Annotated in this window: 11 protein-coding genes; 7 read left to right on the top strand and 4 right to left on the bottom strand. The window is 64.2% G+C overall.

Translation table 11 applies throughout. The features are described from left to right. Positions 1-4 precede the first annotated feature (4 nt). The 3 genes from mexE to CW305_RS09040 are packed head-to-tail and all read right to left on the bottom strand — an operon-like array spanning position 5 to position 2,454. Positions 5-1,234 carry a multidrug efflux RND transporter periplasmic adaptor subunit MexE gene (mexE, locus tag CW305_RS09045; RefSeq protein ID WP_104097691.1) on the bottom strand — a complete coding sequence of 410 codons (1,230 nt, stop codon included), beginning with the start codon at positions 1,232-1,234 and terminating at the stop codon, positions 5-7. A 55-nt stretch (positions 1,235-1,289) separates the two neighbouring features. Further along, the gene (locus CW305_RS23190) at positions 1,290-1,535 is read right to left on the bottom strand and encodes a hypothetical protein (RefSeq protein ID WP_146067142.1); all 246 of its coding nucleotides are present in this window, start codon (positions 1,533-1,535) and stop codon (positions 1,290-1,292) included. A gap of 1 nt (position 1,536) precedes the next feature. After that, on the bottom strand, positions 1,537-2,454 hold the full coding sequence (locus CW305_RS09040; protein WP_104097690.1) for a LysR family transcriptional regulator: 918 nt from the start codon (positions 2,452-2,454) through the stop codon (positions 1,537-1,539). A 253-nt stretch (positions 2,455-2,707) separates the two neighbouring features. Here CW305_RS09040 and CW305_RS09035 point away from each other — a divergent pair, with 253 nt between their 5' ends. The 4 genes from CW305_RS09035 to ligD all read left to right on the top strand — a co-directional run bounded on the left by CW305_RS09035 (position 2,708) and on the right by ligD (position 6,623). Beyond that, positions 2,708-3,724, top strand: coding sequence for a zinc-dependent alcohol dehydrogenase family protein (locus CW305_RS09035; protein ID WP_104097689.1), 1,017 nt, complete (start codon positions 2,708-2,710; stop codon positions 3,722-3,724). A 106-nt stretch (positions 3,725-3,830) separates the two neighbouring features. Next, positions 3,831-4,688: an SDR family oxidoreductase gene (locus CW305_RS09030; RefSeq protein ID WP_014820194.1), complete on the top strand. Its 858-nt coding sequence runs from the start codon at positions 3,831-3,833 to the stop codon at positions 4,686-4,688. A gap of 54 nt (positions 4,689-4,742) precedes the next feature. Further along, entirely contained in the window at positions 4,743-5,690 is a 948-nt protein-coding gene (ku, locus tag CW305_RS09025) for a non-homologous end joining protein Ku (protein WP_104097688.1), read from the top strand. A gap of 12 nt (positions 5,691-5,702) precedes the next feature. Next, positions 5,703-6,623, top strand: coding sequence for a non-homologous end-joining DNA ligase (gene ligD, locus CW305_RS09020; RefSeq protein WP_104097687.1), 921 nt, complete (start codon positions 5,703-5,705; stop codon positions 6,621-6,623). A gap of 23 nt (positions 6,624-6,646) precedes the next feature. Here the strand turns inward: ligD and CW305_RS23400 are convergent, their stop codons facing one another. Further along, positions 6,647-6,811: a hypothetical protein gene (locus tag CW305_RS23400; RefSeq protein WP_003285031.1), complete on the bottom strand. Its 165-nt coding sequence runs from the start codon at positions 6,809-6,811 to the stop codon at positions 6,647-6,649. Between the two features lie 358 nt (positions 6,812-7,169). Between CW305_RS23400 and CW305_RS09015 the strand changes: the two genes are divergently transcribed. The 3 genes from CW305_RS09015 (at position 7,170) to glgB (ending at position 14,851) form a co-directional block, all read left to right on the top strand. Beyond that, positions 7,170-9,182: an alpha-1,4-glucan--maltose-1-phosphate maltosyltransferase gene (locus CW305_RS09015; RefSeq protein ID WP_104097686.1), complete on the top strand. Its 2,013-nt coding sequence runs from the start codon at positions 7,170-7,172 to the stop codon at positions 9,180-9,182. 136 nt (positions 9,183-9,318) lie between these two features. After that, the gene (gene treS / locus CW305_RS09010; protein ID WP_104097685.1) at positions 9,319-12,645 is read left to right on the top strand and encodes a maltose alpha-D-glucosyltransferase; all 3,327 of its coding nucleotides are present in this window, start codon (positions 9,319-9,321) and stop codon (positions 12,643-12,645) included. Next, complete coding sequence (gene glgB, locus CW305_RS09005; RefSeq protein ID WP_041013764.1) at positions 12,638-14,851, top strand: 1,4-alpha-glucan branching protein GlgB; 2,214 nt, start codon at positions 12,638-12,640, stop codon at positions 14,849-14,851. The genes treS and glgB overlap by 8 nt, the downstream gene beginning before the upstream one ends. Positions 14,852-15,047: the final 196 nt, after the last annotated feature.

Here is a 15,047-nt window from a genome sequence, read left to right as displayed (position 1 = left end):
GTACTCAGCTGCTTGGGCGCTGAGCGAGTGTGCGCTCGACGACCTGCGGTTTCATCGCCTCGCTGATCGCGCGGTTCTGCTGACGCAGGGTGGTCAGCGTCTTGGCGTCGGCCATCGGCACCGACTCGGGCTGCACCGGGCTACCTGGGCGTACGCGCTGCAGGCCGTTGACCACGATGCGCTCGCCCTTGGCCAGGCCATCGCGCACGATGCGCAGCCCTTCGAGCTTGGGCCCGAGCTCGACCGGCCGGTAGGCAACGGTGCCGTCCTCGGCCAGTACCAGGACGAACTTCTTGCCCAGGTCAGTGCCCACTGCCACGTCCTTGATCAGCACGGCGTCGTAGGTCGGGCTGCCAACCAGTTTGAGGCGCGCATACAGACCGGGGGTGAAGCTGCGGTCGCGGTTGTCGAACACCGCGCGGCCGCGAATGGTGCCGGTACGCGGGTCGACCTGGTTGTCCATGAAGTCCATGTGGCCCAAATGCGGGTGGCCGTCCTCGTCCGAGAGGCCGAGATAGACCGGGGTCGCCTCGCCGCGGTCGCCCTGACGCGCCAACTCGCGGTACTTCAGGTACAGACGTTCGTCCGCTTCGAAGTAGGCGTAGACCTTGTCGGTGGAGACCAGCGTGGTCAGCAGGGCCTCGCCGGCGTTGACCAGGTTGCCGGCCGTGATCAGTGCGCGGCCGGCACGGCCGTCGATGGGCGCCGTCACGCGGGTGAAGGAGAGGTCGAGCTGAGCGCGGTCCAGTTGCGCCTGAATCGCGGCGGTTGCCGAGCGAGCTTCGCTGGCAGCACTGACGCGGGCATCGGCGAGCTCTGCCGAGATGGCATTCTTCTGCCGCAACCGTTCACCGCGTTCGGCCTCGGCGACGGTGCGCTGCTGCGTTGCGCGCGCTTGTTGCAGCTGTGCCTGCAGGCGCTTGACCTCGGCCTGGAACGGGCGCGGGTCGATCTGGAACAGGAGGTCGCCCTTCTTCACCAAAGCGCCTTCCTCGAAGGCCACTTTGTCGATGAAACCCGACACCCGCGGGCGAATCTCCACCGACTCCGGCGCTTCCAGGCGGCCAGTGAGTTCATCCCACTCGGTAACCTGCTGTTCGATGACTTCCGCGACGCTGACGGCGGGTGGCGGCATGCCCGACTGGGTGGCCTCCGGTGCCTTGCCACAGGCGGCGGTAATCAGAACCGTCAGGGCGATAAGGGGAAAACGCAAGGCGTTGAACGGACGTTCCATGCTTGACTCCGCAAGTCGGATTTGTTGATGGCAGGAGTCTGCGGGGTCAAGCCGTTCAGCAAAAATCGAACGGGCCAAAGGTGAATATCATTGGCGGTGATGTTTGCGCATCGATCATCAGCAGCAGGCAATAACGGTAGGGGAGGAAAACGACCGCCAGGTGTTTTTCACCGAATCGCGGCATGGATCGGCTGCGTCGGCTGGCAGCCGGTGCTGCGTTAGCAATCGGCAATGACGTCGAGAAAGGCGTGACGGCGCGCAGGGGCGGGAGACGCGTGGAAAAGGCTGCGCCGTTTTCCACCCTACAGGCTGTCCGGGTCGCCGACGAACATCTGGATGCGCGAGCGCAGCCAGCGTTCGGCCGGGTCGTTGTCCTGGGCGCCGCGCCAGGCCATCGACAGTTCGAAGTCCTGGCTGGTCTCGAACGGCAGCGGCTCGGCGCGCAGGCCACCATGGGCCACCAGCGCGGCGGCGGCGTAATCCGGCACCGTGGCAACGATGTCGGTCCCGGCCAGCAGGTTGGACAGGCCATTGAACTGCGGCACCGCCAGCACCACCTTGCGCTGGCAGCCGTGCAGCGCCAGTTCCTCGTCGATATAGCTGTTGAGATCGCCGGCAAAGGAGACCATCGCATGCGGACGGCTGCAGTAGTCCTCCATGCTCAGCCGGCCGGGAATGCTGTCGGCGCGCAGCAGCATCGGCTTGGGCCGGCGCAGCACCTTGCGTTTGGCATTGGCCGGCAGTTCCTCGGTGTAGCAGACACCCACGGAAATCTCGCCGGAGCCCAGCAGGCCGGGCATCAACAGATAGTTGGCGCGGCGCACCACCAGCACCACACCAGGCGCCTCGGCGCGCAGGCGGCGCAGCAGCGGCGGGAGCAGGGCGAACTCGACTTCATCGGTCAGGCCAATGCGAAACACCTGGGTACTGGTTGCCGGGTCGAAGGTCGAGGCGCGGCTAACGGCGGTGGAGATCGAGTCCAGCGCCGGTGAAAGCAGCTGGGCGATCTCCTGGGCGCGAGCGGTCGGCTCCATGCTGCGCCCGGTGCGCACGAACAGCGGGTCGTCGAACAGGGTGCGCAGGCGAGCCAGCGCCGCGCTGATCGCCGGCTGGCCAAGGAACAGCTTTTCCGCTGCGCGCGTCACGCTGCGCTCGTGCATCAGCGTTTCGAAGACGATCAGCAGGTTGAGGTCGACGCGGCGAAGATCGTTGCGGTTCATGCCTGGTCACTTCGGTCCTTGAGCCATGCAGCGTAGAGCGGCTCGGCGAGAGAGGCGAGCATTCTAGTAGCCGGGGCGGCAAGCGGGTCAATGACAAATCGCGCTTTCGAAGTGGTGCCACCGCGCGATACATACAGCGCTCCATCATTTCGGCGCATGGCGACTATCGATGCGAATCCGGGTGCCTCGCTGGAGTTGTGCCCGCACTGACGATAGAGTCCACAGGCACAGTAGTAGTAAGACGAGGGTCGCGATGTCCCGCATCATCCGTTTCCACCAGTTCGGTCCGGCCGAAGTTCTGCGTTACGAAGAACGGCCCGTGCCCGTGGCAGGGCCGGGGGAAGTGCTGATCGGCGTGCGCGCCATCGGTGTCAGCTGGAACGACGTGCTCTGGCGCCAGGATCTGGCGCCGCGCCACGCGCGCTTGCCGGCGGGGCTCGGCAGCGAGGTCGCCGGCGAGGTGCTCGCTGTGGGCGAGGGCGTCGAGGGCTTTGTCGTCGGCGATCGGGTGGCCGGCTTTCCCGCGCATGATCTCAATCAGTACCCGCTCTATGCCGAGCATGCGCTGCTGCCGCAGCAGGCGCTGGTGCACTACCCGGACATGCTCGAGGCCGGCGAGGCAGCGATCCACTACACGCCGATGCTGGTCAGCTACTTCGCGCTGGTCGAGCTGGCGCAACTGGAGCCCGGCCAGCATGTGCTGATCAACCAGGCCGCGCATTGCACCGGCCCGGCTGCCGTACAGCTGGCCAGGGCGCTGGGCGGCCGTGTGGTCGCCACCTGTGACACCAGCGAAGACCGCGACTACCTGCGTGAACTGGGTGCCGAGACGGTGATCGTCACCGAGGAAGAAGACTTGGTCGGCCGCCTGCAGAAGGTGACCGAAGGCCGCGGTGTCGAGGTTGTCCTGGACGCCTGTGGCGGTTCGCAGATGAAGCTGCTGGGCGATGTCATGGCGCCGCTGGGAAAGTTGATCCTGTACGGCATGAACGGCGGCAACGAAACCGCGCTGCCGGTCTGCGCGGCGTTCAAGAAGAACTTCAAGTTCTTTCTCCACTGCCTGTGCGACTTTACCGGCCAGCCGGAGCTGGGTATCGAGCAGAACCGTGAAGCCGTAGAGCGTGCGCTGGAGCATATCAACCAGCTCACCGTGGACCGGCTGATCTGGCCGCAGCTCGACCGCCAGTTCCCGTTCGAGCAGGCAGTCGAAGCCCACCAGTATGACGAAAGCGGCGTACCCCGCGGCCGCGTCGTGCTGACGCTGACCTGACGCTTCGAGGGCCCTGTACAGGGCCCTCTCATCGCCCCGCAGAAACTTTTCTCGCGCCGTTCAAGTCCTCCGAAGACAGGCTCATAACCTTGACGGAGGATTTTCCATGGCTGAAGACAATCAGACCCTACCGCCGCAGGAGCAGCCAGAGCCCGGCAAGGAAGGGCTGATGAACCCACGCCCAGAATACCGCGGCAAAGACTACAAGGCGGCGGGCAAGCTCGAAGGCAAGGTGGCGATCATCACCGGTGGTGACAGCGGCATCGGCCGCTCGGTGGCCGTGCTCTACGCCCGTGAGGGCGCCGACGTGGCAATTCTCTACCTCGACCAGCATCAGGACGCTGAGGAAACCCGCACTGTGGTCGAACAGTACGGCCGTCGCTGCCTGACCTTCGCCGGTGACGTGGCCGATCGCGAGGTCTGCCGCAAGGTCATCGACGAAACCCTCGCCGCGTTCGGCAAGCTCGACATCCTGGTCAACAACGCCGCCGAGCAGCACCCGCAGGAAAAGCTCGAAGACATCAGCGAAGAGCAGTGGGAGAAGACCTTTCGCACCAACATCTTCGGCATGTTTCAGATGACCAAGGCGGCGCTACCGCATCTCGGCAAGGGCGCTTCGATCATCAACACCACATCGGTGACCGCCTACAAGGGCAGCCCGCAACTGCTGGACTATTCGGCCACCAAGGGCGCAATCACGGCCTTCACCCGTTCGCTATCGATGAACCTCGCCGAGCGCGGCATTCGTGTCAACGGCGTCGCGCCCGGGCCGATCTGGACACCATTGATTCCGTCGACCTTCGATGCCGACGAGGTCGCCGAATTCGGCTCCAACACGCCGATGAAGCGCCCCGGCCAGCCCGATGAAGTGGCGCCGGCGTATGTCTACCTGGCCAGCAGCGATGCAGCCTACGTGAGCGGCCAGGTGATCCACGTCAACGGCGGCACCGTGGTCAACGGCTGACCCATTGCCGGGCCAATGAATTGGCTCGGCCACATCAACGCTTGGAGAACGACCATGCCACGCACGATCTGGAAAGGCGCAGTCAGTTTCGGACTGGTACACATCCCGGTGGCGCTGGTACCGGCCACCACCCGCCAGGGCATCGATTTCGACTGGCTGGACAAACGCAGCATGGACCGGGTCGGCTACAAGCGCATCAACAAGACCACCGGCGAAGACATCGACAGCGAGAACATCGTCAAGGGCGTCGAGTACGAGAAGGGGCATTACGTCGTGATCAGCGATGACGAGATCAAAGGCGCGCACCCCAAGGCGACCCAAACCGTGGATATCGTCGCTTTCGTCGATGCCAAGGACATTTCCTTTCTCTACATCGACACGCCGTACTACCTGACGCCGGACCGCCGCGGGGAAAAGGTCTACGCCTTGCTGCGCGAGACGCTGATCCAGACCGGCAAGGTCGGTATCGCCAACGTGGTGCTGCGCAACAAGCAGCACCTGGCAGTGGTAATGCCGCTGGGCAAGGCGCTGGTGATGAACACCCTGCGCTGGGCGGACGAGGTGCGCGGGGTCGAGTACCTGGAGCTGAAGGACGAAGCGCTCGATCCGGACCTGGCCGAGCGTGAGCTGGACATGGCCAAGCGGCTGGTCGAGGACATGACCGAAAAATGGAAGCCGGAGCAGTACAAGGACACCTTCCAGGACCAGATCATGGACCTGGTGGAGAAGAAGGCCCGCGAAGGCAAACTAGAAGCGGTCGGCGGGCCGGAGGAAGCGGTGGACCGTCGTTCGGCGGATGTCATCGATCTCACCGAACTGCTCAAGCGCAGCCTCGCTGCCAAGCCAGGCAAGGCCAGCAAAGAGGACGACCACGAGGAGGAAAAGGCGCCGGCCAAGCCCAAGACTGCGAGCAAGCCCAAAACGAGCAAATCCTCCTCGGCGGCTTCGCGCACGCGCAAGGCGCCAGCGGCGGGCAGCAAATCCAGCAAAAAGGCGAGCTGATCGGGGTAGCCCATGCCAGAGCAGCGCATGAGCGCCGGCCGCCCGCTGGTGGGTGGCGTCGGCATCAGTAATCCACAGCGAGTGATCGACAAGGTCAGCGGCGCGACCAAGCTTGCGCTGGCCGAGTACTACCAGGCGGTCGCCGACCGATTGGTGCCGCAACTGGCTGGCAGGCCACTGTCCATCGTTCGTGCACCTGAAGGCGTCGACGGCGAAAGCTTTTTCCAACGCCATTGCGGTCGGTTGAAGATGCCGCACATGCGCGCACTGCCGAAAAACCTCGATCCCGAGCATGCGCGGCTGATCCAGGCGGACAACATCACCGCGGTCATCGAGGCCGTGCAGATGGGTACCATCGAGTTCCACACCTGGAACGCGCGCAGTGACCGCGTCGAGCGGCCCGATCGAGTCATTTTCGATCTTGACCCCGATCCCGCGTTGCCCTGGTCGAGCATGGTGGAGGCGACCGAGCTGACGCTGCGGCTGCTGGACGACCTGGGATTGCAGGCCTTCCTCAAGACCAGCGGAGGCCGCGGCATGCATGTCGTGATGCCGCTCGATCGTCGGCACGACTGGGACCTGGCCCGGCAGTTCGCTCGCTCGGTCACCGAGCGGCTGGCGCGCGAGGCGCCGGAGCTGATCGTCGACAAGATGGGCCCGCAGAATCGGGTCGGGCGAATTTTCGTGGACTACCTGCGCAACCAGCGCGGGGCGAGCACCGTTGCCGCCTATTCGGTCAGGGCGCGTCCGGGGCTGGCGGTATCCGTGCCTATCGAGCGTGAGGAGCTGGCGCAGCTGGAGAGAGCCGATCGCTGGAACATCGGCAACCTGGATGAGCGTTTGCGGGCATTACGCAGCGACCCGTGGGCCCGCTACGGCGCCGTTCGACAGAGGCTGACGCAGGCACTGCTCAAGCGCCTGGAGAAGGGTTGAGACAACGGTGTGGCGGCGAGCGATCAGGTCGTCTGGGGATCGTCGGTATCCGCCACGGTCTGGTTTCCATATGGCGCGCCGGGCTTGTGTTCGTCCAGCTCCTCGGCACAAGGCACCTGCGGCACATCGCCCGGCTTGTCATGCACGATCGGGTCGGGTTGCGGCACATCGGGTCGCACGTGAGTCATCGTCGTTCTCCTGGTGTTAGCCAGCTCAGCCTTGGCGGCCGTTCTGCATTGATCGGCTTACATGGGCGAGGTTCCGGCCAATCGTCGCTGCTCGCGGCGCTGGCGACCGTCGGCGTGGTCGGGTTCGGCACCCACTCACGGGGGACTTAAAACCGGCAACTGCCGTATTGCGCTCCACCAGGCTCGACCGGTCGCCGGACGGGCTGGCTAACGGCCGCCCGGGGCTGAACTTTCCAGGGTCACTTGGCTCGGAAGAAAGAGCCGACGAAAACCGTACCGGTCGCCTCCCGAACCGCACGATGACGCGTCCAGAGGCGGCTCGGGCAACCCGAACCCATGCGCCCCAGGAGCCCGTTCGATGAGCGATGCACAGCCTACCGCGACGATTCACCCTCGACTCGAAGAAGCCCTGCAGATGCCGCGCATCGCCATCGAATCCACCTTGCCGGTGCTGGATGAGGGGCGCTTTGCCGCCAAGGCGGTCATCGGCCAGCCAGTGGTCGTGACCAGCAAGATTTTCGCCGACGGCCACGACCAGCTCGCCGCCGCCGTGTGCTGGCGTGAGAAAGGCGAAACCAGCTGGCGGCGGGCTCGGCTGAAGTTGCTCGGCAACGACGCCTGGCAAGGCCAGTTCACGCCCACCCAGGTCGCCGAGCATGAGTTCGTCATCGAGGCCTGGTGGGATGTGTTCGAGAGCTATCGCTACGAGCTGTCGAAGAAGCACGCGGCCGGCGTTCCGGTGCATCTGGAGCTGGAAGAAGGGCGTCTGCTGCTGGAGAAGGCCACCGCCCGCGCCCAGGGCGAGAACCGCGCGGTGCTTGACGATCTGATGCACCGCCTCGGCATGGCGCATACCGATGACGAGCGCGTGTCACTGCTGCTCGCACCGGAGACGGCCGTGGCGATGGCTGCCGCAGACCCACGCGAGCACTGCAGCCGCAGCCGTGTGTATCCGCTGGACGTGGAACGCCCGTTGGCGCAGTTCGCCAGCTGGTACGAACTGTTCCCGCGCTCGGAGACCGGCGATCCCAATCGCCACGGCACCTTCCGTGATGTGCATAAGCGTCTGCCGGCGATTCGCGACATGGGCTTCGACGTGCTGTATTTCCCGCCGATCCACCCGATCGGTCGGCAGCACCGCAAGGGTCCGAACAACAGCCTGCACGCCGGGCCGAACGATCCGGGCAGTCCCTATGCCATCGGCAGCGAAGAGGGCGGCCACGACGCCATCCATCCCGAGCTGGGCACGCTGGATGATTTCCGCGCGCTGGTCGCAGCGGCTCGCGAGCATGGCCTTGAGATCGCCCTGGATTTCGCCATCCAGTGCTCGCAGGACCATCCCTGGCTGAAAGAGCACCCGGGCTGGTTCTCCTGGCGCCCGGACGGCACGATCAAATACGCCGAGAACCCGCCGAAGAAGTATCAGGACATCGTCAACGTCGACTTCTATGCCGAAGATGCCATGCCAGACCTCTGGCTGGCACTGCGTGACGTGGTCTGGCACTGGGTGGAGCAGGGCGTGAAGGTGTTCCGGGTCGACAACCCGCACACCAAGCCGCTGCCGTTCTGGGAGTGGCTGATCGCCGATATCCGCGAACGCGACCGCGACGTGATGTTCCTCTCCGAGGCCTTCACTCGCCCCGGCATGATGGCGCGTCTGGGCAAGATCGGTTACAGCCAGAGCTACACCTACTTCACCTGGCGCAACACCAAGGCCGAACTGAGCGAGTACCTCACCGAACTGAACGAGCCGCCGCTGCGCGACTGCTACCGGCCCAACTTCTTCGTCAACACGCCGGACATCAATCCGTTCTTCCTGCAGGACTCCGGCCGCGCCGGGTTCCTGATCCGCGCCGCGCTGGCGACCATGGGCTCGGGGCTGTGGGGCATGTACTCGGGCTTCGAGCTATGCGAGTCGGCGGCGATTCCGGGCAAGGAAGAGTATCTGGACTCGGAGAAGTACCAGATTCGCGTCCGCGACTACCACGCACCGGGCAACATCATCGCCGAGATCGCCCAGCTCAACCGCATCCGACGGCAGAACCCGGCACTGCAGACGCACCTGGGCTTCAAGGCCTACATGGCCTGGAACGACAACATCCTCTACTTCGGCAAGCGCACACCAGACCTGTCGAACTTCATTCTGGTGGCCATCAGTCTCGATCCGCACAACGCCCAGGAAGCGAATTTCGAGTTGCCGCTGTGGGAGCTCGGCCTGCCGGATGACGCCCATACCCAGGGCGAGGACCTGATGAATGGCCATCGCTGGACTTGGTACGGCAAGACCCAGTGGATGCGCATCGAACCCTGGCATTTGCCGTTCGGCATCTGGCGCCTGACCGCACAGGAGCCGGACCCGGACCTCAAGTAATTTCTCGGGCGCAGCTGTTAATTCATTTGAATCATACGTTTATAACGCTTTGTTGATGTGAATTCAGCTGTTGCTCTGCCGTTGCCTAATGCGCCGATCCGGCCTGGGCCTTCACACCGCGACAGGAATGAAGAACATGGCAAAACCGCGCAAACCCGCCGCTTTCATCAAGGACCCGCTCTGGTACAAGGACGCGGTGGTGTATCAGGTGCACCTGAAGTCCTTCTACGACTCGAACAACGACGGCGTCGGTGACTTCACCGGCCTGATCGAGAAGCTGGATTACATCGCCGACCTTGGGGTGAACACCATCTGGCTGCTGCCGTTCTATCCGTCGCCGCGGCGTGACGATGGTTACGACATCGCCGATTACCGCGGCGTGCATCCGGAATACGGCAGCATGGCCGACGCCCGGCGCTTCATCGCCGAGGCGCACAAACGCGGGTTGCGGGTGATCACCGAACTGGTCATCAACCACACGTCCGACCAGCACCCCTGGTTCCAGCGCGCGCGCAAGGCGAAGAAGGGCTCAGCAGCGCGGGATTTCTACGTCTGGTCGGATACCGACAAGAAGTACGACGGCACACGGATCATCTTTCTCGACACCGAGAAATCCAACTGGACGTGGGATCCGGTGGCCAAGCAGTACTTCTGGCACCGCTTCTATTCGCACCAGCCGGACCTCAACTTCGACAACCCGCAGGTGATGAAGGCCGTGCTGGCGGTGATGCGCTACTGGCTGGACATGGGCATCGACGGTCTGCGCCTGGACGCGATTCCCTATCTGGTCGAGCGCGACGGCACCAACAACGAGAACCTGCCGGAAACCCATGCGGTGCTCAAGGCGATCCGCGCCGAGATCGATGCCAACTATCCCGACCGCATGCTGCTGGCCGAAGCCAACCAGTGGCCGGAAGACACCCAGCTGTATTTCGGCGGCGAAGACGGCGGCCCGGGTGACGAATGCCACATGGCCTTCCACTTCCCGCTGATGCCGCGCATGTACATGGCTATCGCCCAGGAAGACCGCTTTCCGATCACCGACATCCTGCGCCAGACCCCGGACATCCCGGAGAACTGCCAGTGGGCGATATTCCTGCGCAACCACGACGAGCTGACACTGGAAATGGTGACCGACAAGGAGCGTGACTACCTGTGGAACTACTACGCCTCGGACAAGCGCGCACGGATCAACCTCGGCATACGCCGTCGCCTGGCGCCACTGCTGGAGCGTGATCGCCGGCGTATCGAGTTGCTCAACAGCCTGCTGCTCTCCATGCCTGGTACGCCGGTGATCTACTACGGCGACGAAATCGGCATGGGCGACAACATCTTCCTTGGCGACCGCGACGGCGTGCGTACGCCGATGCAGTGGTCGGTGGACCGCAACGGCGGGTTTTCCCGTGCCGATCCGCCGAACCTGGTGCTGCCGCCGATCATGGACCCGCTCTACGGCTACTACACCGTCAATGTCGAGGCCCAGCAGCGCGATCCGCATTCGCTGCTCAACTGGACGCGGCGGATGCTGACCATCCGCAAGCAGTTCAAGGCCTTCGGCCGCGGCACCCTGAAGATGCTCGCGCCGAGCAACCGCCGCATCCTCGCCTACATGCGCGAATTCACCGGAGCGAACGGCGAAACCGAGATCATTTTCTGCGTCGCCAACGTCTCGCGCTCGGCCCAGGCCGCAGAACTGGAAATGTCGCAATATGCCGGCATGGTGCCGGTGGAGATGGTCGGCGGCAGTGCCTTCCCGCCCATCGGTCAGCTGCCGTATCTGCTGACCTTGCCGCCATACGGCTTCCACTGGTTCCAGCTCGCGCTGACCAACCAGATGCCGAGCTGGCACCAGGAGCCGGTAGACACCATGCCGGACTTCCAGACGCTGGTACTCAAGCGCCTGGATACCCTGACCGCCGCCAACCGGCGCATTCTGGAAACCGAAGCGCTACCGGCCTATCTGCCGAAACGGCGCTGGTTTGCCGCCAAGGACGTGGCAATCGAGTCGGTCCGCATCAGCTACTGCGTGCCATTCGGCGACCCGAATCGCCCGGTGCTGCTCAGCGAGCTTTGCGTGGAATCCGCCGGGCGCAGCGATCTGTACCAGCTGCCGCTGGGTTTTCTGGCCGAGACCGAATTCGAGGTCGCATTGCCGCAGCAACTGGCCCTGGCGCGGGTACGCCGCGGGCCGCAGGTCGGCCTGATGACCGATGCCTTCGCCCTCGAGCAGTTCAGCGCCGCGGTGATTCAGGGCCTGCGCGACGAGCTGGTGCTGCCTTGCAACGACGGTGAGATTCGCTTCGTGCCGATGCCGCAACTGGCCGACCTGCAATTGCCGGCGCACCCCGAGGTGCGCTTCATCTCTGCGGAGCAGTCGAACAGCTCGGCGATCATCGACAACAAGGTAATGATCAAATTGCTCCGTCGCGTGGCACCGGGCGTCCACCCTGAACTGGAAATGGGCGGTTTCCTCACTGAACGCGGTTTCGCCCATATCTCCGGCATGCTCGGTCAGGTCAGCCGCATCAACAAGCAGGGCGAGCCGGTTGCCCTGATGGTGATCCAGCACTTCCTCGACAGCCAGGGCGATGCCTGGGTGTGGACGCTGAACAACCTCGACCGCGCGGTGCGTGACGAAATCGCGGGTGGCGTGTCGATGCACGAGAACCAGTTCAGCGCCCTCGACGAACTACAGGCCTTCAACCGCCTGCTCGGCCAGCGGCTCGGCGAGATGCACATGGCGCTTGCCACGCAGACCGAAGATCCGGCCTTCGCCTACGAAAGCACCAGCAAGGCCGACGCCAAGCAGTGGGAGCAGAGCGTCAGCGCGCAGCTGGAACAGGCCCTGCAGCGCCTCGAGGAACATCGCTCGAGCTTCGATCGCAAGGAGGCTACCGCGCTCGGCCAACTGCTAGCGCGGCGCGACAAGCTGCTCGAACAAGTGCAACGTCTGGCTGCTAGAACCGTTGGTGGCGTGCGGACCCGTGTCCACGGCGACCTGCACCTCGGCCAGGTGCTGGTGGTGCAGGGTGATGCCTACTTCATCGACTTCGAAGGGGAGCCGGCCCGCTCGCTGGATGAGCGGCGCGCCAAACATAGTCCGTTCAAGGATGTCTCAGGCCTGCTGCGTTCGTTCGAGTACGCCGCGGCCATGACCATCCGCGGGGCGCAGATCAGCGACAGTACGCCCGAGGCCGATCAGGCGCGGCAGCGTATCGCGGCGGGTTACCAGAGCAGTGCGCAGGCGGCCTTCCTCGAAGCCTACCGCGAGGCCACCGCCGAGTTGCCGCACGACTGGCGCGACGCGGATGGCGCGAATGCTGCACTGCTGCTGTTCAGCCTGGAAAAATGCGCTTACGAGATCGTTTACGAAGCGGAGAACCGACCAACCTGGTTGCCCGTCCCGCTACAGGGATTGCTGGCCCTGGCACAACAGCTTTTCGATGGAGGCTCCAATGACTGATCGTCCGGTTCTGACCATGCCAGGGGAAACCCTGATGCCCAGCGACGCCGATGTAGACGCCCTGGTGCGAGCCGAGCATGGCAACCCGTTTTCCATTCTCGGGCCGCATCCTGACGGCGAGGGAATCGTGATTCGCGCCTACCTGCCCAATGCCCTGGGTGCCGAAGTGCTTGATCGCGATGAGCAACTGCTTGCCGTGATGGAGCAGGGGCAGGTGCCCGGATTCTTCTTTATCCGCCTGCCACATCAGCAACCCTACCTGCTGAAGATTCGCTGGGCCGGCGGCGAGCAGATCACTGAAGACCCCTACAGCTTCGGTCCGCAACTGGGCGAGCTGGACATGCACCTGTTTTCCGAAGGCAATCACCGGCAGATCGGCCGGGTATTCGGCTCGCAGGTGCTGGAAGTGGACGGTGTGCAGGGCGTGCGCTTCGCCGTGTGGGCGCCCAACGCGCGCCGAGTGTCGATAGTCGGCAGCTTCAATGGCTGGGACGGTCGCCGTCATCCGATGCGGCTGCGCTTTCCGTCCGGCGTGTGGGAGTTGTTCATCCCGCGACTGCAGCCGGGCGATACCTACAAGTACGAGATTCTCGGGCCGAACGGCATCCTGCCGCTCAAGGCCGACCCGATCGCCCTGGCAACCGAGCACCCGCCGGGCACCGCTTCGGTCATCGCCCGGCCGCTGGACTACCAGTGGAAGGACCATGGCTGGTTGCAGCAGCGCGCCGCGCGCCAGTCGGTCAAGGCGCCGATGAGCATCTACGAGCTGCATGCGGGCTCCTGGCGACGCGACGGTGGTGACGATGGTCGCCTGTACGATTGGCACGAGCTGGCCGAGCGGCTGATTCCCTACGTGGTGGACATGGGCTTCACCCACATTGAGCTGATGCCGATCATGGAGCATCCCTTCGGCGGCTCCTGGGGTTACCAGCTCCTCTCGCAGTTCGCGCCAAGTGCGCGCTACGGCAACGCCCATGATTTCGCCGAGTTCGTCGACGCCTGCCATAACGCCGGCATCGGTGTGATCCTCGACTGGGTGCCGGCGCACTTTCCCACCGATGCACATGGCCTGGGCGAATTCGACGGCACCGCGCTGTACGAATACGCACACCCGTTCGAGGGCTTCCATCAGGACTGGGATACCTACATCTACAACCTCGGCCGCACCGAGGTGCACGGCTTCATGCTCGCGTCGGCGCTGCACTGGCTGCGCGAATTCCACGTCGATGCCCTGCGTGTCGATGCGGTGGCTTCGATGCTCTATCGCGACTATTCGCGCAAGGACGGCGAGTGGATTCCCAACCGCCATGGCGGGCGCGAGAACCTCGAGGCGATCGACTTCCTGCGCCATCTGAACGACGTGGTGGCCACGGAAACCCCTGGCGCGCTGGTGATCGCCGAGGAATCGACAGCCTTTCCGGGCGTCAGCAAGCCTACCAGCGAAGGTGGCCTCGGCTTCTCCTACAAGTGGAACATGGGCTGGATGCACGACTCGCTGAAGTACATCCAGGAAGACCCGATCAATCGGCAGTACCACCACGACAAGATGACCTTCAGCATGGTCTACGCCTATTCCGAGCACTTCGTCCTGCCGATTTCCCACGACGAAGTGGTCCACGGCAAAGGCTCGCTGGTCGACAAGATGCCCGGGGATCGCTGGCAGAAGTTCGCCAACCTGCGCGCCTACTTGTCGTTCATGTGGACGCACCCGGGCAAGAAGCTGCTGTTCATGGGCAGCGAGTTCGGCCAGTGGCGCGAGTGGAACCATGACCGCGAGCTGGACTGGCATCTGCTCGAAGAGGCCGATCACCGTGGCGTGCAGAACCTGGTGCGCGATCTGAACCGGCTGTACAGCCAGGAACCGGCGTTGCACGAATTGGACAGCGACCCGCAGGGCTTTCAGTGGCTGATCGGCGATGATCGCGCCAACAGCGTGTTCGCCTGGCTGCGCAAGAGCTCGACCGGGCATCCGCTGCTGGTGGTTGCCAACTTCACGCCGGTGGTACGTGAGGCGTACCGCATCGGCGTTCCGGTGGAGGCCAAGTGGCTGGAGGTCTTCAACAGCGACGCGGCCTGCTACGGCGGCTCGAACACCGGCAATGGCGGCGGCATGCTCGCCGAGCCGATCGAGAGCCACGGCGAGAAGGTCTCGCTGTCACTGACCTTGCCGCCACTTGGCGTGCTGGTACTGCGGCCGCAGGTGTAAGGCTGCCGCGCTGAAGAGCGCCGCTCGGGGCAACCTGAGCGGCGTTTTTCTTTAGGGATGCGGCGCCGGGCAATCCGCTCTATGAGGGCTTGTGTGCTCTAATGCGGCGGCACCGCGATGGTCACGGTCAAGCACTCACTGCGGGAGCGACCTTGGCGGAAGCGCTGCGGACTCCTACTCGCGGTCAAGACCGCTC

Origin of the sequence: Stutzerimonas kunmingensis (assembly GCF_002929225.1) — a bacterium.
Lineage (GTDB): Bacteria > Pseudomonadota > Gammaproteobacteria > Pseudomonadales > Pseudomonadaceae > Stutzerimonas.
The sequence above is the reverse complement of the archived record's forward strand: the minus strand, read 5'-3'. Positions and strand labels throughout refer to the sequence as shown.